The organism is Variovorax sp. LjRoot84 (assembly GCF_964254305.1).
Classification (GTDB): domain Bacteria; phylum Pseudomonadota; class Gammaproteobacteria; order Burkholderiales; family Burkholderiaceae_C; genus Variovorax.
This window is the reverse complement of record NZ_CAXUTE020000001.1, coordinates 5,579,709-5,602,338: the sequence shown is the minus strand read 5'-3', so window position 1 is coordinate 5,602,338 and position 22,630 is coordinate 5,579,709. Positions and strand designations below refer to the sequence as shown.

General features: G+C 70.0%; 20 protein-coding genes. 15 read left to right on the top strand and 5 right to left on the bottom strand.

Features of this window, described 5'->3' with window-relative positions:
* Nucleotides 1–3: 3 nt before the first annotated feature.
* The 5 genes from ACSQ9I_RS27625 to ACSQ9I_RS27605 form a co-directional block, all read right to left on the bottom strand.
* Nucleotides 4–726, bottom strand: a complete 723-nt coding sequence (locus ACSQ9I_RS27625) for a B3/B4 domain-containing protein (protein WP_436315240.1) — start codon at nt 724–726, stop codon at nt 4–6.
* A gap of 64 nt (nt 727–790) precedes the next feature.
* Nucleotides 791–1,642 carry a helix-turn-helix domain-containing protein gene (locus ACSQ9I_RS27620; protein WP_436315239.1) on the bottom strand — a complete coding sequence of 284 codons (852 nt, stop codon included), beginning with the start codon at nt 1,640–1,642 and terminating at the stop codon, nt 791–793.
* A gap of 2 nt (nt 1,643–1,644) precedes the next feature.
* Entirely contained in the window at nt 1,645–2,607 is a 963-nt protein-coding gene (locus tag ACSQ9I_RS27615; protein ID WP_436315238.1) for a Bug family tripartite tricarboxylate transporter substrate binding protein, read from the bottom strand.
* Between the two features lie 149 nt (nt 2,608–2,756).
* The gene (locus ACSQ9I_RS27610; RefSeq protein ID WP_093108364.1) at nt 2,757–2,969 is read right to left on the bottom strand and encodes a hypothetical protein; all 213 of its coding nucleotides are present in this window, start codon (nt 2,967–2,969) and stop codon (nt 2,757–2,759) included.
* 138 nt (nt 2,970–3,107) lie between these two features.
* Nucleotides 3,108–4,982, bottom strand: coding sequence for a potassium transporter Kup (locus tag ACSQ9I_RS27605; protein ID WP_093108365.1), 1,875 nt, complete (start codon nt 4,980–4,982; stop codon nt 3,108–3,110).
* A gap of 272 nt (nt 4,983–5,254) precedes the next feature.
* On the opposite strand from ACSQ9I_RS27605, the gene kdpF reads away from it, so the two are divergent.
* The 15 genes from kdpF to ACSQ9I_RS27530 all read left to right on the top strand — a co-directional run bounded on the left by kdpF (nt 5,255) and on the right by ACSQ9I_RS27530 (nt 22,628).
* Nucleotides 5,255–5,353 carry a K(+)-transporting ATPase subunit F gene (kdpF, locus tag ACSQ9I_RS27600; RefSeq protein ID WP_436315237.1) on the top strand — a complete coding sequence of 33 codons (99 nt, stop codon included), beginning with the start codon at nt 5,255–5,257 and terminating at the stop codon, nt 5,351–5,353.
* A 1-nt stretch (nt 5,354) separates the two neighbouring features.
* Nucleotides 5,355–7,157 (top strand): potassium-transporting ATPase subunit KdpA, encoded by a 1,803-nt coding sequence (gene kdpA, locus ACSQ9I_RS27595; RefSeq protein WP_436315235.1) that lies wholly within the window; start codon nt 5,355–5,357, stop codon nt 7,155–7,157.
* A gap of 11 nt (nt 7,158–7,168) precedes the next feature.
* Nucleotides 7,169–9,361 carry a potassium-transporting ATPase subunit KdpB gene (gene kdpB / locus ACSQ9I_RS27590; protein WP_436315234.1) on the top strand — a complete coding sequence of 731 codons (2,193 nt, stop codon included), beginning with the start codon at nt 7,169–7,171 and terminating at the stop codon, nt 9,359–9,361.
* A gap of 16 nt (nt 9,362–9,377) precedes the next feature.
* Nucleotides 9,378–9,950: a potassium-transporting ATPase subunit KdpC gene (gene kdpC, locus ACSQ9I_RS27585; RefSeq protein WP_436315233.1), complete on the top strand. Its 573-nt coding sequence runs from the start codon at nt 9,378–9,380 to the stop codon at nt 9,948–9,950.
* A gap of 16 nt (nt 9,951–9,966) precedes the next feature.
* On the top strand, nt 9,967–10,104 hold the full coding sequence (locus ACSQ9I_RS27580) for a hypothetical protein (protein WP_170855629.1): 138 nt from the start codon (nt 9,967–9,969) through the stop codon (nt 10,102–10,104).
* Between the two features lie 15 nt (nt 10,105–10,119).
* Nucleotides 10,120–12,873, top strand: coding sequence for a DUF4118 domain-containing protein (locus ACSQ9I_RS27575; protein ID WP_436315231.1), 2,754 nt, complete (start codon nt 10,120–10,122; stop codon nt 12,871–12,873).
* A gap of 3 nt (nt 12,874–12,876) precedes the next feature.
* Nucleotides 12,877–13,569, top strand: a complete 693-nt coding sequence (kdpE, locus tag ACSQ9I_RS27570; protein ID WP_436315230.1) for a two-component system response regulator KdpE — start codon at nt 12,877–12,879, stop codon at nt 13,567–13,569.
* Nucleotides 13,570–13,579: 10 nt separating this feature from the next.
* Nucleotides 13,580–14,347: a pseudouridine synthase gene (locus tag ACSQ9I_RS27565; protein WP_436315229.1), complete on the top strand. Its 768-nt coding sequence runs from the start codon at nt 13,580–13,582 to the stop codon at nt 14,345–14,347.
* Nucleotides 14,348–14,411: 64 nt separating this feature from the next.
* Nucleotides 14,412–14,909: a (2Fe-2S)-binding protein gene (locus ACSQ9I_RS27560; protein WP_436315228.1), complete on the top strand. Its 498-nt coding sequence runs from the start codon at nt 14,412–14,414 to the stop codon at nt 14,907–14,909.
* Complete coding sequence (locus ACSQ9I_RS27555; RefSeq protein WP_436315227.1) at nt 14,906–17,143, top strand: molybdopterin cofactor-binding domain-containing protein; 2,238 nt, start codon at nt 14,906–14,908, stop codon at nt 17,141–17,143. Before ACSQ9I_RS27560 ends, ACSQ9I_RS27555 begins: the two co-directional genes overlap by 4 nt.
* A 57-nt stretch (nt 17,144–17,200) precedes the next feature.
* A complete protein-coding gene (locus tag ACSQ9I_RS27550) occupies nt 17,201–17,860 on the top strand; it encodes a response regulator (RefSeq protein WP_436315226.1) in 660 nt (219 codons plus the stop codon).
* Nucleotides 17,857–19,230 (top strand): sensor histidine kinase, encoded by a 1,374-nt coding sequence (locus ACSQ9I_RS27545; RefSeq protein ID WP_436315224.1) that lies wholly within the window; start codon nt 17,857–17,859, stop codon nt 19,228–19,230. Before ACSQ9I_RS27550 ends, ACSQ9I_RS27545 begins: the two co-directional genes overlap by 4 nt.
* A 7-nt stretch (nt 19,231–19,237) precedes the next feature.
* Nucleotides 19,238–19,702, top strand: a complete 465-nt coding sequence (locus tag ACSQ9I_RS27540; protein WP_436315223.1) for a TerB family tellurite resistance protein — start codon at nt 19,238–19,240, stop codon at nt 19,700–19,702.
* A 113-nt stretch (nt 19,703–19,815) separates the two neighbouring features.
* A complete protein-coding gene (locus ACSQ9I_RS27535; RefSeq protein ID WP_436315221.1) occupies nt 19,816–21,426 on the top strand; it encodes a serine/threonine protein kinase in 1,611 nt (536 codons plus the stop codon).
* The gene (locus ACSQ9I_RS27530) at nt 21,423–22,628 is read left to right on the top strand and encodes an OmpA family protein (RefSeq protein WP_436315220.1); all 1,206 of its coding nucleotides are present in this window, start codon (nt 21,423–21,425) and stop codon (nt 22,626–22,628) included. Before ACSQ9I_RS27535 ends, ACSQ9I_RS27530 begins: the two co-directional genes overlap by 4 nt.
* Nucleotides 22,629–22,630 lie beyond the last annotated feature (2 nt).

Here is a 22,630-nt window from a genome sequence, read left to right as displayed (position 1 = left end):
CTTTCAGCCGGGCAGCGCCGGTCGTTCCGGCAGCGCGATGCGCGGTGCGGCGCGGCTGAGCAGGCTGCACGCCTCGACCGTGCAGCCTGCATCGCCGAGCGCGCGCGAGAGCACGTCCTTGAGGCGTGCAATGTCCGCGCCGGCCGACGCGTGGATGGCTTCCGCCACGATCAGCACCTGCCGCGTCTCGCCGCGCACGGCCGAACGCGCGCTCTGGCGGTGGCACCAGCGCCGCGCGTGCGCATGCGAATGCGCGTCCGCAAAGATGATCTCGCCGGCGCCGGGCGCCTCGTGCACGCCCGCAAAATCCTCGTGGCTTTCGCTGCCGCTTGCGAAGCGCACCTCCAGCGGTCCGGCGATGTGCGCGAGGTCGAAGACCGCGATCGGCGTGGCGAAGGCCATCGAGACCGCATTGCAGAGGTCCACCAGCGGGTGCAGCCGCGGCAAGGCGTCCTCCTTGCGGAAGCGGCGCAGCAGCGATTCCGCCGCGCAGCGCACCTGCGTGGGCTTGAGGCCCATCGAAGAGAACACGCGTCGCCAGGCCTGGATCTCCGGGAACTCGCCTTCCGGGCCGGTGGCCAGGCGCGCACGCGCGATCGACTGCTGCGCCTCGATCTGCGCGGCCACGGCCAGCCGGGGCGTCACGCCATCGACCACCCATGCGCAAGGCACCAGCGCGGGATGCGCGGACCAGATCTCGTCACGATGAAAGAAAGCATTCGGCACGGCGCTTGTCCTGAGTTGATCAGCCGCCGAGTCTCGAACCGCGCGCCCGCTCGCGTCTTGAACGTTATTGCAGCCGGCCCGCGGTGGCGGCGCGCTGCCAGGCGCCCGGCGTGAAGCCGAACTGCCGCGCGAACACGCGCGTCATGTGGCTCTGGTCGGCGAACCCGCTGGCCAGCGCGGCCGCGGCCAGCGTGTCGCCCGCGCGGATGCGGCACCGCGCACGCTCCGCGCGCTGCTGCAGCAGCCACGCGTGCGGCGGCATGCCGTAGGCGGCGGCGAAGCGGCGCAGCAGCTGGTACTTGCCGAGCCCGGCCATGGCCGCGAGTTCGGCGAGCGAGGGCGGCGCGAGCAGGTCGTCGGCGATGCGCTCGCGCACCTGCGCGAGCCCGCGATCCACATCCGCCGGGGGCGGCGCGACGTTGGCGTGGTGCGCGAGCATCAGGCCGCAGGCCTGCACCAGCGATTCCTCGCACGCCAGCGCATCCGCATCCGTGCGCCGGCCCGCGTCCCAGTTGTCCAGCCGCCGCAGCAGGCGGACCAGCACCGCGCGCAGCTGCGCGTCGCGGATCACCGGGCGTGTCCATTCCACATCGCCGGCCGGCCGCTCCGGCCCGCCCATCGACGCCAGGACCTCGGCCTCCAGGTGGACCATGTGCCAGCGCCGGGCTGTCTCGCCCCGCGCGGGCCGCCCGTCATGCACTTCGCCGGGATTGCTCGCGAGCAGATCGCCCGCGCAGGCCTCCACCTGCCCGCGTCCGCTGGCGGACTTGTGCGCCCCCTGCGCCAGCACGCCGATGCCGAAGCTCGCATGCGAATGCCTGGCGAAGCTGCGCGCGCTGTCGGTGTGGACGCTGTGGACGCCCGGCCAGGGCGAGGCGATCACGCGGCACCGATGGCGGGGCGCGGAGGAGGACATCACTACTCGATCGTCGCGCCCGAAGCCTTCACGATGTCGCGCCACTTCAGGTAGTCGTTCTTCAGCAGCGTGCCGAACTGCTCGGGCGTCATGCTTTGCGGCTCGGCGCCCTGGGCGATGATCGCGGCCTTCATCTCGGGCGTGGCCAGCAGCTTGTTCACCTCGGCATTCACCGTGACGATGATCTCCTTCGGCGTGCCGGCCGGCACGAAGAGCCCGTACCAGGTGCTGACGTCGAAGTCCTTGTAGCCCAGCTCGGCGACGGTCGGCACCTCGGGCAGCGAGCTGCTGCGGCGCGCCGAGGTCACGGCCAGCGGGCGCAGCTTGCCGGACTTGATCTGCCCCATGGCCGAGGGCAGCGAGGACACCATGAGGTCGACGTTGCCGGCCAGCACGTCCATCATCGCGGGGTTGGAGCCCTTGTAGGGCACGTGCCGCATCTTGATGTTGGCCGCGGTCTTGAAGATCTCGCCGGCCAGGTGGATGGTGGTGCCGTTGCCGGGCGAGCCGTAGGTGATGCTGTCCGGCGCGGCGCGCGCGGCGCTCACCACATCGGCCAGCGTCTTGAACTTCGACTCGGCGCGGGTCACGATCACGACCGGCGTGTAGGCCACGTGGGCCACGGCCGTCAGGTCCTTGGTCGGGTCGTAGCTGAGGTTCTTGTAGAGCCAGGGCGCGACGACCATGTTGTCCTTCTGGCCCATCACCATGTCGTAGCCGGTGGGCGCGGCGCGCACGGCCTCGGCGATGCCGATGGTGCCGCCGGCGCCCGCGCGGTTGTCGGGCACCACCGTCCACTTGCTGACTTCGGTGAGCTTGGTCGCCACCAGCCGCGAGAGGATGTCGGTGCCGCCGCCGGGCGGGAAGGGCACGATCAGGCGCACCGGCTTGGCGGGATAGGGCTGGGCCTGCACGGCGGCGAACGCCAGTGCCAGGACCGCGGAAGTCAGCAGCTTTCGGATCATGGGGTTGTCTCTTCGTTTCAGGCGCAGCCTGAATGCTGCGCGATCGGCCGGCGAGTGTGCCGGATCGGGGGCAACGAAGAGTACGCGATTCGAGATGGCTGCCTTCTCGAATCGCGAATTCCCGCGCGCGGGGCGCGGGAAGCCGGGGCTCAGTGCAGGGTCTGCGCGCCGGGTTTGGTGCGCGCATCGCTGCGGCGCTGCAGCGCCGCGATGCCGGCCATCATCGCCGCGCCGTAGGTCGGCATCGGCCCTTCGGCGGCATCGACGGGGCGGCAGTCCGAGCCGTCCTGCTTCTGCAGCACCCAGTAGAAATGGCCGGCGATCGGCTCGTCGACGATCAGTGCAATGGCTTCCGTGTCCATGGTGTCCTCATCTTTCAATCCATGCGTCGGGTTGTACGCAGGCAGAGGACGAATCGATAGCAACGAATTCACAGGAAGACACCCGAGGTCGCAAAAAGCCCGCGCATGTGTGCAATACGCACGGGGCAGTGCCTTCATTCAGATTTGCACTCGCGTCCCCAGTTCGACCACAGCGTTGTGGGGGAGCCGGAAGAAATCCCCGACGCTGCCGGCGTTGCGCGACATCGTGGCAAACAGGGCTTCGCGCCAATGGGCCATTCCGGGTCCGCGTGTCGGGATCACGATCTCACGACTGAGGAAGTATGAAATCGCGGCCTCGTCGACCTTGAGCCCCTCGCGCATGCACAGGCGCAATGCGCGCGGCACGTCGGGCTCGTCCTTGAAACCGTAGTTCACCCGCACTCTCCAGAAGCCATCGACCAGGGGCTCCACTTGCAGGCGTTCTTCCTCTGGCACCCACGGCACCTCCTGAAAGCGCACGGTGAGGATCACGTTCTGCTCGTGCAGCACCTGGTAGTGCTTGATGTTGTGCAGCAGGGCCTGTGGCACCGTGTCCGGATTGGCCACGGCATAGACCGCAGTTCTGGGGGTGCGGCGCACATGTTCGTCGGCTGCCAGCTCCGTGATGAAGGGCAACAGGTCCGGGTCGTCTTTTTGAATGTGCTCGATCAGGAGTTCGCGGCCACGCCGCCAGGTCGCCATGATCGCGAATATGACGCTGCCGAGGACGATCGGAAACCAACCGCCCTGCCAGAACTTGAGCGCACACGAAACCACGAGCACGGCATCGACCAACAGAAATGCGCCGGTCGCTGCCCAAGCAAGCGGCAGTGGATATCCCCATGCATGCCGAACAACAAAGAAGGTGAGCAAGGTGGTGATGAACATCGTGACCGTGACCGCAATTCCATACGCGGACGCGAGCGCGGAAGAACTTCCGAAGCCCACCATCGCGAGCAGTACCGCAACCATCACGACCCAGTTGACGAAAGGCACGTAGATCTGCCCGAATTCCTTCTCTGAGGTGTGCAGCACCTGCATTCGTGGAAGCAGGCCCAACTGGACGGCCTGCTTGGTCAGCGAATAGGCTCCGGAGATCGTGGCTTGCGATGCGATCACCGAGGCCATCGTCGCGAGCACGACGGCGGGAATCAGCAAGAACGTCGGAAAGAGCCGAAAGAATGGGTTCTCGAGCGCGCTGGCATCGCTGAGGAGCAGGGCTCCTTGTCCCATGTAGTTGAGCGCCAGGGCCGGAAGTACGAAGGTGTTCCAGGCCAAGCGAATCGGCTTCTTGCCGAAGTGGCCCATATCCGCGTAAAGGGCCTCGGCACCCGTCAGCGCCAGGACGATTGCACCCATGACGACGAACAGGTGCCACCCGCGCGCCTGCATGAATTCAATGGCCCGCAACGGATTGAGGGCCGCCAGGATGGCCGGATGCTCGACGATTTGCGCTACGCCGGTGATGGCGAGGACAGCGAACCACACGACGACGATGGGGCCGAACAGCTTGCCTACTGCAGCGGTGCCAAAGCGCTGCCCAAGAAACAGTCCGATGATCACGGCCGTCGAGATGGGCAGCACATACGGTTTGAGCGCAGGCGTGATGGTTTCCAATCCTTCCATGGCACCCAGCACGGATATGGCCGGCGTGATGACGGCGTCACCGTAGAAAAGCGCCGCGCCGAGCACGCCAATCAGGAGGAGAAGCGTGTGGCGCTTGGGCGTGCTCCCCGCCGCTTTGGCTGCGAGAGCGGTCAGCGCCATGATCCCGCCTTCGCCCCGGTTGTGGGCCCGCAAGATCAGCACCACGTACTTCAGCGTGACAACGACCATCAGCGCCCACAGGATCGTCGAAACAGCGCCGATGACGTTCGCAGCATTGAGGGCGAGCGAATGGGCCGGGTTGAAGACCTCCTTCATGGTGTAGAGCGGGCTCGTCCCGATGTCGCCATAGACGACCCCCAGCGCGCTCAGCGTGAGAATTCCAAGACCTTGCCGAGGTGGATGCATGCGCAGATACCGGTTGTTGTCGAGACTGCGGTTATAGGCGAGCGATCGGCATGCGCTGGCGGGGGCTTGCGATTTTTATGCTTTCTTTACGCCGCTCAGCGCACTCTGTTTCCCGCTTTTATGCAACCGTGCGGACACTGACTGCATTGTTTCTCGATGCAGGAGTGGTGAATGGACTTCATATGGATTGCCGCCGTTGCGGCACTGTGGGTCGTGATGGCCGAGGCCGTGGTCGGGCTGTGCAAGCTCGACGCACCCAAGGGAGAGCGCACGTGATCGGCCTCGATGCTCTCTATGGATTCGCGGGCCTCATCGCGGTGATCCTGTTCGCCTATCTGGTGTTTGCGCTGATCTGCGCCGAGGAATTCTGAGATGGACAGCTCGGCCTGGGGCCTGTTGGCCCTCTTTCTGATTGTGCTGGGCGTGCTCGCCTGGCCGCTCGGCCGCTATCTGGCGGCCCTTTGCGACGGCCACCTGCCGCGCTGGATGCAGCGCGTCGAAGCGCCGCTCTTCAAGCTCGCTGGTGTCTCGCCCGAGCAATCGATGCACTGGCGCAGCTATGCGCTGGGCCTAATGGCCTTCAATGCCATCGGTGCGCTCGCCGTCTACGGCCTGCAGCGGCTGCAGGCCATGCTGCCGCTCAACCCGGCCGGCATGGGGGCCGTCGCGCCGGACTCGGCCTTCAACACCGCGGTGAGTTTCGCCACCAACACCAACTGGCAGGGCTACGTTGGTGAAGCCACCATGAGCTACCTCACGCAGATGCTGGGGCTCACGGTGCAGAACTTCTTCTCGGCCGCCACTGGCATCGCGGTCGCCTTCGCGCTGGCGCGCGGCTTCGCGGCGCGCCGCACGGACGGCAAGGGCTTCGTCGGCAATTTCTGGGTCGATGTGACGCGCATCACCGCCTGGCTGCTGCTGCCGATCTCGTTCGTGATCGCGATGGTGCTCGCGGGCCAGGGCGTGATCCAGAACTTCGAGGCCTACAAGACGGTCACGACGCTGGAGGTCACCAACTACGACAATCCCAAACTGGATGCCGCCGGCCAGCCGCTGAAGGACGCGGCCGGCAACCCGGTGACCGAGCCGGCGAGCACGCCCACCCAGACGCTGGCCATGGGCCCGGTCGCTTCGCAGGAGGCGATCAAGATGCTCGGCACCAACGGCGGCGGCTTCTTCAACGCCAATTCGGCGCACCCGTACGAAAACCCCACGGCGCTCGCGAACTTCGTGCAGATGATCGCGATCTTCCTGATCCCGGCGGCGCTGTGCTTCGCCTTCGGCCGCCTGGTCGGCGACCAGCGGCAGGGCTTCGCCATCCTCGCGGCGATGACCGTGATGTTCGTGCTCGCGGTGGTTGCGGTCATTCCGGCCGAGCAGGCCGGCAATCCGCTCCTGCCGCCGCTCGGCGTCGACCAGACCGCAAGCGCATTGCAGGCCGGCGGCAACATGGAAGGCAAGGAAGTGCGCTTCGGCATCGCTGCCTCGGCGCTGTTCGCGGCCATCACCACCGCCGCCTCCTGCGGCGCGGTGATCGCGATGCACGACTCCTTCACGCCGCTGGGCGGCATGGTGCCGCTGGTGCTGATGCAGCTCGGCGAAGTGGTGTTCGGCGGCGTCGGCACCGGCCTGTACGGCATGCTGATCTTCGCCGTGCTGGCGGTGTTCATCGCCGGCCTGATGATCGGGCGCACGCCCGAGTACCTGGGCAAGAAGATCGAGGTGCACGAGATGAAGCTGACATCGATCGCGATCCTGGTCACGCCCATCCTGGTGCTCGCCGGAACGGCCGTCGCCGTGATCGCGGGCGCCGGCAAGGCGGGCATCGCCAACCCGGGCGCCCATGGCTTCTCCGAAATCCTCTACGCGCTGACCTCGGCCGGCAACAACAACGGCAGCGCCTTTGCCGGCCTGTCGGCCAACACGCCCTTCTACAACGCGCTGCTTGCGGTCGCGATGTGGTTCGGCCGCTTCGGCGTGATCGTGCCGGTGCTCGCCATCGCGGGTTCGCTGGCCGCCAAGAAGCGCCTGCCGGTCACGGCCGGCACCATGCCCACGCATGGCCCGCTGTTCGTGACGCTCTTGATCGGCACCGTGCTGCTGGTGGGCCTTCTCAACTACGTGCCGGCGCTGGCCCTCGGGCCGGTGGTCGAGCACCTGATGCTGTGGAAATGAGGCCGCAGACCATGAAAAAAATTCCTTCTCCTGTTTCCCTGGGCCAGCCAGCCCAGGCGGCCGTGGCTGAAGCCACCGCTGCGGCCGAAGCCAAGGCCTTTGCCCGGAAGAAAAAGCATCTCTCGCTCTTCGATGCCGAGCTGCTCACGCCCGCGCTCTGGGGCGCCTTCGCCAAGCTGAGCCCGCGCGTGCAGTGGCGCAACCCGGTGATGTTCATCGTCTACATCGGCAGCATCCTGACGACGCTGTTGTGGATGCATGCGCTGAGCTTCCCGGGCGACACCGGGATGCCGCCGGCCTTCGTGCTTGCGGTCTCGATCTGGCTGTGGTTCACGGTGCTGTTCGCCAACTTCGCGGAAGCGCTGGCCGAGGGCCGCAGCAAGGCGCAGGCCGCGTCGCTGCGCGGCCTGCGCAAGGACACCTGGGCCAAGAAGATGGCCGAGCCCTTCCATGGCGCCAAATGGCTGCCCTTGCAGGCGCCCGAGCTGCGCCGCGGCGACGTGGTGCTGGTCGAGGCCCATGACGTGATCCCGCTCGACGGCGAAGTGATCGAAGGCGTGGCCTCGGTCGACGAGAGCGCGATCACCGGAGAATCCGCCCCCGTGGTGCGCGAGTCGGGCGGCGACTTCTCGGCCGTCACCGGCGGCACGCGCGTGCTGTCCGACTGGCTGGTGGTGCGCATCACCGTCAACCCGGGCGAGTCCTTCCTGGACCGCATGATCGGCATGGTCGAAGCCGCCAAGCGCCAGAAGACGCCGAACGAGATCGCGCTGACCATCCTGCTGGTGGCGCTGACGCTGGTGTTCCTGATGGTCACCGTCACGCTGCTGCCGTACTCGATCTTCAGCGTCGGTGCGATGGGCGCGGGCACCGTGGTGTCGCTCACTGCGCTGGTCGCGCTGCTGGTGTGCCTGATCCCGACCACCATCGGCGGCCTGCTGTCGGCCGTCGGCGTGGCCGGCATGAGCCGCATGACGCAGGCCAACGTGATCGCCACCTCGGGCCGCGCGGTGGAAGCCGCGGGCGACGTCGACGTGCTGCTGCTCGACAAGACCGGCACCATCACGCACGGCAACCGCCAGGCCAGCGCTTTCCTGACTTCGCCCGGCGTCCCGCAGGACAAGCTGGCGCGCATCGCTCTGCTCGCTTCACTGCCCGACGAAACGCCCGAGGGCCGCAGCATCGTCGAGCTGGCGCGTCGTGGTGGTGGCGGCGGCATCGACGACCGGGGCGTCGAAGGTGCGCACTTCGTGCCCTTCACGGCCCAGACCCGCATGAGCGGCGTCAACCTGCCGGCGGCGCCGAACAGCCTGGATACCGATGCGATCGCGCTGCGCAAGGGCGCGGTCGATGCGGTGCGCCGGCATGTGGAAGCGCTCGGCGGCTCGATCGCGCCCGAAGTGCTGCGCGCCGCCGACCAGGTCGCGCGCCGCGGCAGCACGCCGCTGGCCGTGGCCGAGGGTCCGCGCGTGCTCGGCATCGTCGAGCTCAAGGACATCGTCAAGACCGACATCCGCGAACGCTTCGCCGAACTGCGCCGCATGGGCATCAAGACCGTGATGATCACCGGCGACAACAAGCTCACGGCCGCCGCGATCGCGGCCGAAGCCGGCGTCGACGATTTCCTGGCCGAGGCCACGCCCGAGGACAAGCTGGCGCTGATCCGCAAGTTCCAGTCCGAAGGCCGCCTGGTGGCGATGACCGGCGACGGCACCAACGACGCACCCGCGCTCGCGCAGGCCGACGTGGCCGTGGCCATGGGCACCGGCACCCAGGCTGCCAAGGAGGCCGGCAACATGGTCGACCTCGACTCGAACCCGACCAAGCTGCTCGAAGTGGTCGAGACCGGCAAGGCGCTCTTGATGACGCGCGGCTCGCTCACCACCTTCTCGATCGCCAACGACGTGGCGAAGTACTTCGCCATCATCCCGGCGATCTTCGTCTCGACCTACCCGCAGCTCGGTGCGCTCAACGTGATGCGGCTCGCGAGTCCCTCGTCGGCCATCCTGTCGGCGGTGATCTTCAATGCGCTCGTGATCGTGTTCCTGATCCCGCTGGCGCTGAAGGGCGTGCGCTACCGGCCGGTGGGCGCCGCGGCGCTCCTGCGCCGCAACCTGGCGATCTACGGCCTGGGCGGCCTCGTCGTGCCCTTCATCGGCATCAAGCTCATCGACTGGCTGCTGGTCGCCGTGCATCTCGTCTGAGAACCTCACCATCATCATGAAAACCATTCTTCGTCCCGCGCTCGTGCTCTTCGTGCTGCTCAGCGTGATCACCGGCCTCGTCTATCCGCTGGCCGTGACCGGCGCCGCGCAAGCGGTGTTCCCGGCTGAGGCGGCCGGCAGCCTGGTCGTGCGCGACAGCAAGCCCGTCGGCTCCACGCTGATCGGCCAGAACTTCCAAGACCCCAAGCACTTCTGGGGCCGCCCATCGGCCACCGCGCCGATGCCCTACAACGCGGGCGCATCGAGCGGCTCCAATCAGGGCCCGCTCAATCCCGCGCTGACGGAGGCGATCAAGGGCCGCATCGAGGCACTGCGCGCGGCCGACCCCGGCAACACGCAGCCGGTGCCGGTGGACCTGGTCACGGCCTCGGCCAGCGGGCTCGACCCGCACATCAGCCCGGCGGCGGCCCGCTACCAGGCGGCGCGCGTGGCGCGCCTGCGCGGCATGCCGGCCGACCATGTGGCCCGGCTGATCGAGGACCACACCGAAACGCCGCTCCTGGGCCTGCTCGGCGAAGCGCGCGTGAATGTGCTCGCGCTCAACCTGGCGCTTGACGCCCCACGCTGAGCAAGGAGCACCTGCCATGCCCGATGAGCTGCTCCATGCGCTGTGCGCCCTCGCAGCCTTCTTCATCCCGATGGGCTTCGCGTGGTTCATGGTGTCGCGCACCGCGCGGCGGCACGCCCGTCGCGATCGGCGCAAGGAGCGGCCGATGCGATAACCTGCAATGCACCGCATGAACGAAATCGCCCGCCCCGACCCCGACGCGCTGCTGGCCCAGTTGCGTGCGGACGAGGAGCGCGCCCGGCGCGGCAAGCTGCGCATCTACTTCGGCGCCAGCGCCGGCGTCGGCAAGACCTGGGCCATGCTCAGCGCCGCGCAGCGCGAGCACGCGGCCGGCCGCGACGTGGTGATCGGCGTGGTCGAAACGCATGGCCGCAGCGAGACCGCGGCGCTCCTGGCCGGTCTCGAAACGCTGCCGCTGCGCGACGTGGCCTACCGCGGCCGCACGCTGGCCGAGTTCGATCTCGACGCCGCGCTCGCGCGCAAGCCGGCCGTGCTGCTGGTCGATGAGCTCGCGCATTCCAACGCGGCGGGTTCGCGCCATGCCAAGCGCTGGCAGGACGTGCAGGAGCTGCTGGCCGCGGGCATCGAGGTCTGGTCGGCGCTCAACGTGCAGCATCTGGAAAGCCTCAACGGCACGGTCGGCGCGATCACCGGCGTGCGCGTGCACGAGACCGTGCCCGACACGGTGCTCGACGAGGCCGACGAGGTGGTGCTGGTCGACGTCACCGCGGACGAACTCACCGCGCGGCTCGCGGCCGGCAAGGTCTACATCCCGCAACAGGCCGATCGAGCGGCGCAGAACTTCTTCCGCAAGGGCAACCTCATCGCCCTGCGCGAGATCGCCTTGCGCCGCACCGCCGAGCACGTGGAAGACGACGTGCGCGGCTGGCGCATCGAGCAGTCCGGCCGCCAAGGCGAAGTCGGGCCGCCGGCCTGGAACACCTCGGGCGCGCTCCTCGCCTGCGTCGGCCCGCACGAGGGCGCGGGCCAGACCGTGCGCACCGCGGCGCGGCTGGCCGGCCAGCTCAACGTGCGCTGGCATGCGGCCTACGTCGAAACCCCGCGCCTGCAGCGGCTCGATGCGCCGCAGCGCGACCGCATCCTCGGAGTGCTCAAGCTGGCGGAGGAACTGGGCGCGGAGACGGCGGTGCTGACCGGTGTCGATGTGGCCGAAGAGCTCGCCGCGCAGGCCCAGCGGCTCAACTGCGCGACGCTGGTGGTGGGTCGCGCGGAGCCGGCCCGCGGTTGGCAGCGCTGGTGGCCGCAGCGCGTGCTCACGCGCGAACTTGCGCGCCATGCGCCGGGCATCGACATCGTCGAGGTCGCGCGCGCCGACAGCTCGCGCCGCATCGCGCAGGCGCGTCCGGGCGGGCGGCGCGGCGACCCCGAGGTGGAGGACAGCGATCGTCCGCATGCGCGCTGGCCCGGCTATGCCTGGGCGGCCGCCAGCAGCGTCGCGATCACGCTGCTTGCCGCACCGCTGGTCGGCGTGCTGGAGCTGGCCAACATGGTGATGCTGTTCCTGTTGGGCGTGGTCGGCGTGGCGATGCGTTTTGGGCGCGGGCCTGCGGCCTTCGCCGCGACGCTCAACGTGGCGGCCTTCGACTTCTTCTTCGTCTCGCCGCGCTTCTCCTTCGCGGTCAGCGATGCGCAGTACGTCGTGACCTTCGCGGTCATGCTCGGCGTCGGCCTGCTGGTCGGGCAACTCACCGCGGGCCTGCGCTTCGCGGCCGGCGTCTCGACCAGCCGCGAGCGGCGCGCGCAGTCGCTGTTCGAGCTCACGCGCGAGCTCTCGGCGGCGCTCGAAACGAACCAGGTCGTGGCGCTCGGCGCGGCCGCGGTGCAGGGCCACTTCGGCGGCCATGCGCTGGTGCTGGTGCCCGACGCGTCCGACCGCCTGGTGATGCCCACCCAGCCACCGCCCGGTTTCGATGCCAGCGTGGCCGACTGGACCTTCAGGCAAGGCCAGCCGGCCGGCCTCGCGACCGCCACGCTGGCCGCGCAGCCCTGGCATTACGTGCCGCTCAAGGCGCCGATGCGCGTGCGCGGCGTGCTCGCGCTCGAGCCCGCGCAGCCGCGCTGGCTGATGATCCCCGAGCAGGCGCAGCAGCTCGACACGCTGGCGCGGCAGATCGCGATCGCGCTGGAGCGGGTGCACTATGTCGACGTGGCGCAGCAGGCGGTGGTCGAGATGGAATCGGAGCGCCTGCGCAATGCGCTGCTCGGCGCGATCTCGCACGACGTGCGCACGCCGCTCACCGCGCTGATCGCGCTGGCCGAATCGCTGCAGGCGCTGCCGGAGGCGCCCGGCGATCAGCGCCACATCGCGCGCGCCATCGTCGCGCAGGCGCACCAGCTGCACGCGCTGGTCAGCAACCTGCTGGACATGGCGCGGCTCGAAAGCGGCATCGCCGGCGGCGCGGTCAACCTCCGGCGCGAGTGGCAGTCGGTGGAGGAGGTGGTGGGCTCGGCGATCCGCGCCGCGCGCCCCGCGCTCGGCGACATGGCGGTGCAGACCGCGCTGCCGGCCGAGCTGCCGCTGGTCGAGTTCGATGCGGTGCTGATCGAGCGCGTGCTGGTCAACCTGCTCGAGAACGCTGTGAAGTACGGCGCGCCGCCGATCGAGGTCGGCGCGCGCGCCACCGAGCGCGCGCTGGCGCTCAGCGTGCGCGACCACGGCCGCGGTCTGCCGGCCGCGCTCCACGGCCGCGAGCAGACGTTGTTCGACAAGTTCACGCGCGGCCAGGCCGAATCGGCCACGCCGGGTGTCGGCCTCGGCCTCGCGATCTGCAAGGCGGTGGTGAGCGCCCATGGCGGCGAGATCGCGGCGGCCAACGCGGCCGGCGGCGGGGCAGAATTCACCGTCACGCTGCCGCGCCGGGAACCACCCGAGCCGGCAGAGTCGAGCGACCTTGCCGCCTGAACCATGCCCAGCCCCACCGCCATCGTGATCGAGGACGAGCCGCAGATCCGCCGCTTCGTGCGCGGCGCGCTCGAGGCCGAGGGCTGGCAGGTGCACGAGGCCGCGACGCTGCGCGAGGGCCTGGCGGCGGCCGGCACGCGCCAGCCGGACCTGTTGGTGCTCGACCTCGGCCTGCCCGACGGCGACGGCGTGGCGCTGATCCGCGACGTGCGCGGCTGGTCGAGCGTGCCGATCATCGTGCTCTCGGCGCGCACCGACGAGGCCGACAAGGTCGCCGCGCTCGATGCCGGCGCCGACGACTACCTGACCAAACCCTTCGGCACCGGCGAGCTGCTGGCCCGCGTGCGCGCCAACCTGCGCCGGCCGCGCACGGCAAGCGGCGCCGAAGAGCCCGAGCCGGTGTTCCGCTTCGGCGAAGTCGAGGTCGACCGCACGGCGCGGCTGGTGCGGCGCGCGGGCACCGAGGTGCACCTCACGCCCACCGAATACCGGCTGCTCTCGGTGCTGGTCGCCAACGCCGGCCGCGTGCTCACGCAGCGCCAGCTGCTGCGCGAGGTGTGGGGCCCGTCGCACGGCGAGCAGAGCCACTACCTGCGCATCTACATGGGCCATCTGCGGCAGAAGCTCGAGGCCGACCCGGCGCAGCCACGGCACCTGCTGACGGAGACCGCGGTGGGTTACCGCTTGATGCCGTGACAATCGCCGGATGACCGACGCGCCCGCACTCTCACGCCTCAACAAACGCATGGCCGAACTCGGCCTGTGCTCGCGCCGCGAAGCCGACGACTGGATCGCGCAGGGTTGGGTCAAGGTCAACGGCCAGGTGGCCGAGATGGGCGTCAAGGTGGGGCCGGCCGACCGCATCGAGGTCGACAGGAAGGCGCAGAACCAGCAGCAGCAGCAGGTCACGATCCTCTTGAACAAGCCGATGGGCTATGTGAGCGGCCAGGCCGAGGACGGGCACGAGCCGGCCGTGGTGCTGATCAACCCGCGCACCCACTGGCGCGAGGACCCGAGCCGCCACCGCTTCTCGCCGCCGCAGCTGCGCGGCCTGGCGCCGGCCGGCCGGCTCGACATCGATTCGGTGGGCCTCCTGGTGCTCACGCAGGACGGCCGCGTCGCGCGTCAGCTGATCGGCGAGGACTCGGAGATGGAGAAGGAGTACCTGGTGCGCGTTTCCTACGGGCCGGTGGCGCAGAACTCGCAGGCCGCCTTTCCGCGCGAGCAGCTCGCGCGCCTGCGCCATGGCCTCGCCCTCGACGGCCAGCCGCTCAAGCCGGCGCAGGTCGAATGGCAGAACCCCGAGCAGCTGCGCTTCGTGCTCACCGAAGGCAAGAAGCGCCAGATCCGGCGCATGTGCGAGCTGGTCGGGCTCAAGGTCGTGGGCCTGAAGCGCATTCGCATCGGCCGCGTGGTGCTGGGCAACCTGCCGGTGGGGTTGTGGCGCTACCTGGGGCCGCACGAGCGCTTCTGACGGTCTAACGCGCTGCTAATAGTTGCGGCCTAGGCTCGGGGACTCCTTCATGCAGGAGCCCCACATGAACTCTTCTTCCACTGCCGCGCTCGAGCTTCAGGTCAACGGCCAGCGCCATCGCGTGGCGGTCGCGCCCGAGGAGCCGCTCCTGTGGGTGCTGCGCGAGGACCTCGGCCATACCGGCGTCAAATTCGGCTGCGGCGTCGCGGCCTGCGGCGCCTGCACGGTGCACCTCGACGGCCAGGCTGTGCGCAGTTGCGCGCTGCCCGTTGCCGCGGCGGCCGGGCACCAGATCCTCACCATCGAAGGCCTGGCGGCGGCGCAGGGCGGCAGCGGCAAGGCGCTGCTGCATCCGCTGCAGCGCGCCTGGATCGCGCATCAGGTGCCGCAATGCGGCTACTGCCAGTCCGGCATGCTGATGGCCGCTGCCGCGCTGCTGGCGCACACGCCGAAACCGACCGACGAGCAGATCGACGGCGCGATCACCAACATCTGCCGCTGCGGCACCTACCCGCGCGTGCGCAAGGCCATCCACGCGGTGGCGGCCGGAGCCTTTGCATGAAGCGCCGCACGCTGCTGATCGGCTCGGCCGCCGCGACGGCCGGCGGGCTGGCCTTGGGCTATGTCGGGATGGCGGCCATGGGCAGCGGCCGCGGCTTGCCGGCCTCGGCCGCGGCGTCCGGCGAAGCGATCCTGGCCGGCTGGGTCAAGATCGGCGAGGACGACAGCGTGACCGTCTACCTGCCGCACGCCGACATGGGGCAGGGCGTCGGCACCGCGCTGGCGATGATGCTGGCCGAGGAGCTCGACGCCGACTGGCCGCGCGTGCGCACCGAGCCGGCGCCGGGCGACGCGCGTTTCGCCAACCGCTTTCTGGCGCGCGGCTGGGTGCTGCAGAACCGGCAGATCCCGGCGCTGTTCGACGGCGTCATCGACACCACCTTCGGCACCATCGCGGGCTTCATCAAGCTGCAGATCACCGGCGGCTCCACCGCCGTGCGCTTCACCGGCCAGAGCGGCATGCGCATCACCGGCGCGCTGGCGCGCATGATGCTGGTCGAGGCGGCGGCGCAGCGCTGGGGCGTGCCCGCCGGCGAACTGAGCACGGCGGCCAGCCGGGTGCTGCATGCCGCCAGCGGCCGCAGCCTGCGCTACGGCGAACTGGCCGCAGAAGCCGCACGGCTGCCGCTGCCGTCGCAGCCGCGCTTCAAGCAGCCCGGTGACTACCGGCTGGTCGGCACTTCCGTGCCGCGGCTCGACATCCCGGCCAAGGTGGACGGCAGTGCTCAATACGGCATCGACGTGCGCCTGCCCGAGATGCGCTATGCCGCGGTGCTGGCGACGCCGCGGCACGGCGGCCGCCTGGCGGCGGTCGATCCCGCGCCGGCGCTCGCGATGGCCGGCGTCGAGCGCGTGGTTTCGCTGCCCGATGCGGTGGCGGTGATCGCGACGCGCTACACCAGCGCGCGCCGCGCGCTGGCGGCGCTGCGGCCGCGCTTCGAGGGCGGCGACGAAAGCCTTTCCAGCGAACGCCTGTTCGCGGGCCAGCGTGCGGCGCTGGAGGGCGAGGGCAAGAGCCGGGTTGCGATCGGCAACGTGGTGCAGGCCTCCGTGGACGGCCGGCAGCGCGTCGATGCGCACTACCAGGTGCCCTTTCTGCATCACGCGGCCATGGAGCCGATGAACGCCACGGCGCAGCAGGCCGAAGGCCGCTTCAGCTACTGGGGCGGCACGCAGAACCTGTTGTGGGCGCGCAGCGAACTCGCAAAGCTCGCCGGCCTGTCGCTCGAGCAGGTGACGATGCACCCGATGCCGCTCGGCGGCTCCTTCGGACGCCACGGGCTGCCGGAGATGTCCAACCACATCCCGCAGATCGCGCGCCTGGCCGCCGAGGCCAGTCCGCATCCGGTCAAGATGATCTGGAGCCGCGAGGAAGACTTCGCGCAGGGCGCCTACCGGCCGGCGCTCAGCAGCCGCGTGCAGGCGGTGCTCGACGCGGACGGGCGGCCCCTGAGCTGGGAGCAGCGCTACATCGACACCGCGGGCCGCAACGAGGCCTTCGAGATTCCCTACGCGATCGCGAACCAGTCGATCGAAGCGGTGGACCACCCGCACCCGATCCGCACCGGCGCCTGGCGCAGCGTCTCGCACACGCAGCACGGCTTCTATACCGAGACCTTCATCGACGAGCTCGCGCACGCCGCGCGGCAGGACCCGGTCGAGTATCGCCGCGCGCTGCTGCCGGCCGGCTCGCGCCTCGCGCGCGTGCTCGACGAGGCCGCGCGGCGATCCGGCTGGCGCAGCGCGCCGCCGGCCGGGCGCGCCCGCGGCATCGCGCTGGTGGAGAGCTTCGGCACCGCCGTGGCCCACGTGCTGGAGCTGTCGCTGTCGGACGAGGGCGTGCCGCGCGTGCACCGCATCACCTCGGCGGTCGACTGCGGCCGCGTGATCCATCCGGACACGGCGCGCCAGCAGGTCGAGGGCGCGATCCTCATGGGCCTGAGCGCGGCGCTCGGCGAGCAGATCACCGTGCAGGGCGGCGCCGTGCAGCAGCGCAACTTCACCGACTACCCGATCCTGCGTATGGCGCAGGTGCCGCCCGAGCTCGACATCCACTTCCTGGCCAGCGAGGGGCCGCTCGGCGGCCTGGGCGAGCCCGGCGTGCCGCCGGTGGCGCCGGCGCTCGGCAATGCGCTGTTCGCGCTGACCGGCCTGCGCATCCGCGCGCTGCCGGTGCTGCCGCAGCTGGCGGCCAGCGCTTCGGCGCGGCGGCTCGCAAAGGCCACGACGTCATAGGGCCTGTCGAAACGATCGGGAGGGCCGTGCTACCGTCGCGGCCAGAGAGAAAAAGCAATGCGTGTACTGCTGGTGGAAGACGATGAAATGATCGGGCGCAGCCTCAGGCAGGCGCTCGAGGGCGGAGGCTGGTCGGTCGACTGGGTGCGCGACGGCGCGCTGGCCCAGAGCGCCTTTGCCGACGGCGGCTACACCTGCGTGCTGCTCGACCTCGGGCTGCCCAAGCAGGACGGCACCGAGGTGCTGCGCCGCGCCCGCGAGCGCGGCGACACTACGCCGGTCGTGGTGCTCACCGCGCGCGACGGCCTGGAAGACCGCATCCAGGGCCTGGACCTCGGCGCCGACGACTACCTGCTCAAGCCCTTCGAGTTCCGCGAGCTGCTGGCGCGCATGCGCGCCGTGATCCGGCGCCGCGACGGCGCCGCGCATTCGGTGATCGGCGGCGGCGGGCTGCAGCTGGACCTGACCACGCGCGAGGTGCTGCGCAACGGCACGCGCGAGCCCCTGACGGCGCGCGAGTTCGCGCTGCTGCACGCGCTGCTGGAGCGGCCCGGCGCGATCCTCTCGCGCGAGCAGCTGGAGAACCGCATCTACGGCTGGGGCGAAGAAGTCACGAGCAATGCGGTCGACGTGCTGATCCACGGCATGCGGCGCAAGCTCGGGCCGGAGGCGATCCGCAACGTGCGCGGGCTCGGATGGCGGGTGGCGGCGGCATGAAGAAAGCCTATCCCCGTCCCTGGTACATGCCCTGCTCGCTGCGCGGCAAGCTGCTGCTGTGGCTGGTGTCGCTGCACCTGATCGCGGCCGGCGCGGCGGCCTGGACCTCGTACATGAGCTACGGCCGCATGGTCCATACCTTCATGGACGACCAGATGCAGCTGCTGGCGAATTCCTATGCGGCCAACGACAGCACGCCGGACCTGCAGCCGCTCGGCGACCAGAGCGTCTTCAAGTGGGGCGCCTTCATCGTGCAGATCTGGAGCCCCGACGGCCGTCTGCTCGCGAGCTCGTGGCCGAAGCTGGCCGTGCCGCTGCAAGCCGAGCCCGGGCTGCGCGACGTGCGCACCGGTACCCGCCACGACGATGTCTGGCGCGTCTACACCGCGGCGCCGGGCACGCGGGCCGGGCAATCCCGCGTGCAGATCGCGCAGAGCGGCAGCTTCCTGCACCACGAGGTGAAGCACCGCGCCCTGTTCGCGGCCTTGCCGATCGTGCTGCTCTTGCCCGTCTCGCTGGCGGTGCTGTGGCTCGTGGTGTGGCTCACCTCGTACTCGCTGCATGCGGTGGCGCGCGAGGTGGCGGCGCAGGACGAGCGCAGCCTGTCGGAGCTCTCGCTTGCGCGCGTGCCGGACGAGATCGCGCCGCTGGTGAGCGCCTTCAACAGCCTGCTCGCCCGCTTGCGCGAAGCCTTCGCGACGCAGCGGCGCTTCGTGCAGGACGCCGCGCACGAGCTGCGCACGCCGGTCGCCGCCATCGGGCTGCAGCTCGAGAACCTGCGCGCGCACGTGCCGCCCGGCGATGCGGCCGAGCGCTTCGGGCAGCTCGAGGCCGGCGTCACGCGCGCTCAGCACCTGATCGAGCAGTTGCTGCGCCTGTCGCGGCAGGAGAGCGCGGCGCCGGCCGCGGCGCCCGAGCAGGTCGACGTGGCGGCGCTCTTGCGCGAAAGCCTGGGTCAGCTGATGGTGGTGGCCGACCGGCGCCGCATCGACGTCGGCTTCGACGGCAAGGTGGCGCCCGTGGTCAGCGCGCCGGCGGCCGAACTGCGCAGCGTGTTCGACAACCTGATCGACAACGCGCTGCGCCATGCGCCCGAGGGCGGCGTGGTCGACGTGCGGCTGCACGAGGTGCAGGGCCAGCCGGTGGTCGACGTGATGGACAACGGGCCCGGCATCCCGGAGGAATTCATGGCCCGCGTCTTCGACCGCTTCTTCCGCGTGCCCGGCACCTCCGCCGGCGGCAGCGGCCTCGGCCTCGCGATTGCGCGCACCGCGGCGCTGCGCAACGGCCTGCGCATTGCACTCAGCAATCGCAGCGACGACGAGCGCGGCGGCACCGGGCTGGTGGCGCGCGTGTACCTGAGCGGCTGACCCTGCCATGCTGAAGACCCTGAAAGACCTTTTCGATGCGCTGCGGCCGCCGGAGGCCGCCGACTCGGCGCAGAACCAGCAGCACCTGCTGCAGCTGGCCACGGCCGTGCTGCTGGTGGAGGTGATGCGCGCCGATCCCGAACTCGGGGCGGCCGAGCGCCGCGCCGTCATCGCCGCGCTGCGCGACAAGTTCGCGCTGGCCGATGACGAGATCGAGCGCCTGCTCGAACTGGCCGAGCAGACCGCCCGGACCGCAACGGACTATTTCAGCTTCACTTCGAGGATCAACGAGCGCTTCGAGATGGTGCAGAAGCTGCGCATGATCGAGCACATGTGGCGTGTTGCCTATGCCGACGGCACCCTGAGCGCGCACGAGAACCACCTGATGCGCAAGGTCGCCGACCTGCTCTACATCCCGCACGGCGCCTATGTGCACGCCAAGATGAGGGCGCAGCAGGCGGCCGAAGGCTAGGGCCTGAACAGGCTCTAGGGCACGGGCCGGGGCCTCCTTTCGGCTAGTGCTTCCGGTGAATGCTTTCGTACTCTGTGCGCAGTAGAGTGGGCGCTCACGACTGGGGGTCCTCCGTGATCACACTCGACATGCGCACCGTGCCCGGCCCGGTGACGGGCTTCGGCGAACACGACACGCCGGCGCCGGCCTGGGACGCCCCCAACCGGGACAGCGCGCACATCCTGCCCGAGGGCACACGGCTGCTCGACTACGAGATCGTCGGCCCGATCGGCGAGGGCGGCTTCGGCATCGTCTACCTGGCCTGGGACCATGTCCGCGAGCGGCATGTCGCGATCAAGGAATACCTGCCGGCCGTCCTGGCTTCGCGCGCCAGCGCCTCGCCCGGGGTGGTGCTCAAGTCGCAGCGCCATGGCGACAGCTTCCGCATCGGCCTGCGCAGTTTCGTCAACGAGGCGCGGATCCTGGCGCGCTTCGATCATCCGGCGCTGGTCAGGGTGCTGCACTTCTGGGAAGGCAACGCAACGGCCTACATGGCGATGCCGTACTACGCGGGGCCGACGCTCGCACGCGCGCTGGCCGAGATGGGCCGCGCACCCGACGAGGACGAGCTCATCGGCTGGCTGCGTCCGCTGGTGGACGCGCTCGGCACCATGCACGCGCTGAGCTGCTTCCATCGCGACATCGCGCCGGACAACATCCTGCTGACCGACGACGGCCCGGTGCTGCTGGATTTCGGCGCGGCGCGGCGCGTGATCGACGGCATGGGGGCGTCGCCGACGGTGGTGTTCAAGCCCGGCTTCGCGCCGATAGAGCAGTGCGGAGACGGCGCCTCGATGAAGCAGGGCGCATGGACCGACCTGTACGCGCTGGCCAGCGTGGTGTACATGGCGATCAGCGGGCGGCCGCCGGTCCCCTCGATCGAGCGCCTCATGGGCACCCCACTGCAGCCGCTGTCCGAACTCGCGCGCGGCCGCTACAGCGTGCCCTTCCTGGCCGCCATCGACGCCGCGATGGCGCTGCACCCGCACAACCGTCCGCAGAGCGTGGCCGAGTTCTGGGCGCAGCTGGGCGGTGATGGCACGCGAGCTTCGCGCGCCGCGCCGCGCCCGTTGAAGCGGCGCGGCAGCAAGGGCAAGATCGCCGCGCTGGCGGCGACAGTGCTGGTGGTCGGCTTGGCTGCGGCCGGCTATTCGCGCTTCGGCGATCCGATCCGCACGGCGCCGCAGGCCTCGCTCGCGGCCTTGCCCGCGAGTTCGCTGCAGGCGAGTCCCGTGGCGACCAGTCCCGCGCCGGCCAAACCGGTGCAGGCACGCGTGATGCCGGCCAGTCCCCAGCGGGCGACGCCGGAGGCACCGGCGCGCGCGATCGCTGCTTTGCCCCCGGCCCCGCTCGACACGCTGGAAGAGCCGTCCGGTGCGGCCGAAGCCGCGCTGCGTGCGCTGGGCATCCAGCCGGCGCCGCAGCCGACGACGAGCGTGTCCATCGAGCCACCACCCCCCGCGCGGCGCGAGATACGACGCGAGGCGCGGCGTGAGGCGCGGCGCGAGGCGCGGGCACTGGCGCCGGCACTGGAGCTCGAGCAAGCCCCGCGTCCGGCCCCGGCCCAGATCGCCCGGACCGAAGCCGTGCCGCAGGACAACCGGTGCGCCGAGATTCTTCAACGGGCCTCGCTCGAACCCCTGTCGCCCGGCGAGGCTGCCTTACTGAGAAAGGGATGCGAATGATCACCACGACCTTCGCTCGCTGGCTGCCGGCCGTGTTCGGGTCCGGCGCCGTGCTGCTCGTCTGGGGGCTGGCCGGCTGCGCCGCGCCGCCGGCCGCTCCGTCCAAGGGCGAACTGTCCTTCGAGCAGGCCGTCGCGCAGGTCACCGACGGCCTCGTCGTGCAGACGCAGAAGCAGCCGGCCTTCATCGCCAGGATGGGCGCCAAGCGCGGCGTGGTGCTCGATCCGATGATCGATGCCGGCAGCGCGCAGCAGACCGTGGCCACGCAGCTGCTGCAGGAGCGGGTCGGCGAGCGGCTGGGCTCGAAGTACGACGCGATCGAGATCCTGCCCTTCCAGAGCGCCAACCTGGGCAAGGCCCGCTACCTGCTCACGGGCACCATGACGCGGCTGTCGGTGAGCGAGGCGCGCAGCCCGCTGCGCATCGATCTCGCGCTGACCGAACTGGCCACCGGCATCGTGGCCGCCCAGTCCTCGGCCGTGGCGCGCGACGACGGCCTGGACCACACGCCGCTGCCCTACGACCGCGACACGCCCGTGCCCACCAAGGACCTGGTCATCGAGAGCTACGTGCGCACCACCGCCACGCCGCCCGGTCAGCGCGCCGATCCGTACTACCTGGAGCGCCTCGCGGTGGCACCGGTGATCAAGGAGGCCACCACGCACTACAACGCCGAGCGCTATGAGGAGGCGCTGACCCGGTACAGCGCCGCCGGCGCGACGTCCAACGGCGAACAGCTGCGCGTGCTCAACGGCATCTATCTGAGTTCGGCGAAGCTGGGCCGCACGGCCGAGGCCGAGCAGGCCTTCGGCAAGATCGTCGCCTACGGCATCGCCAACCGGCAGCTCGGCGTGAAGTTCCTGTTCAATCCGGGCGGCACCGCGTTCTGGTCGGACGCCAAGATCAGCAGCCCCTACGCCATGTGGTTGCGCGAGATCGCCAGGGCGAGCGCCGATGCCAGGGTCTGCATGGACATCGTCGGCCATACCAGCCGCACCGGCTCGGTGGCGTTCAACGACACGCTGTCGATGCAGCGCGCGCGCTACATCCGCCAGCGGCTGGTCGGCGAATCCACCGTGCTGGGCGAGCGCACCACGCCCAGCGGCAAGGGTTTTCGCGAGAACATCATCGGCAGCGGCACCGACGATGCGGTCGATGCGCTGGACCGCAGGGTCGAGTTCAGGATCGTGGGCTGCGGTTGATA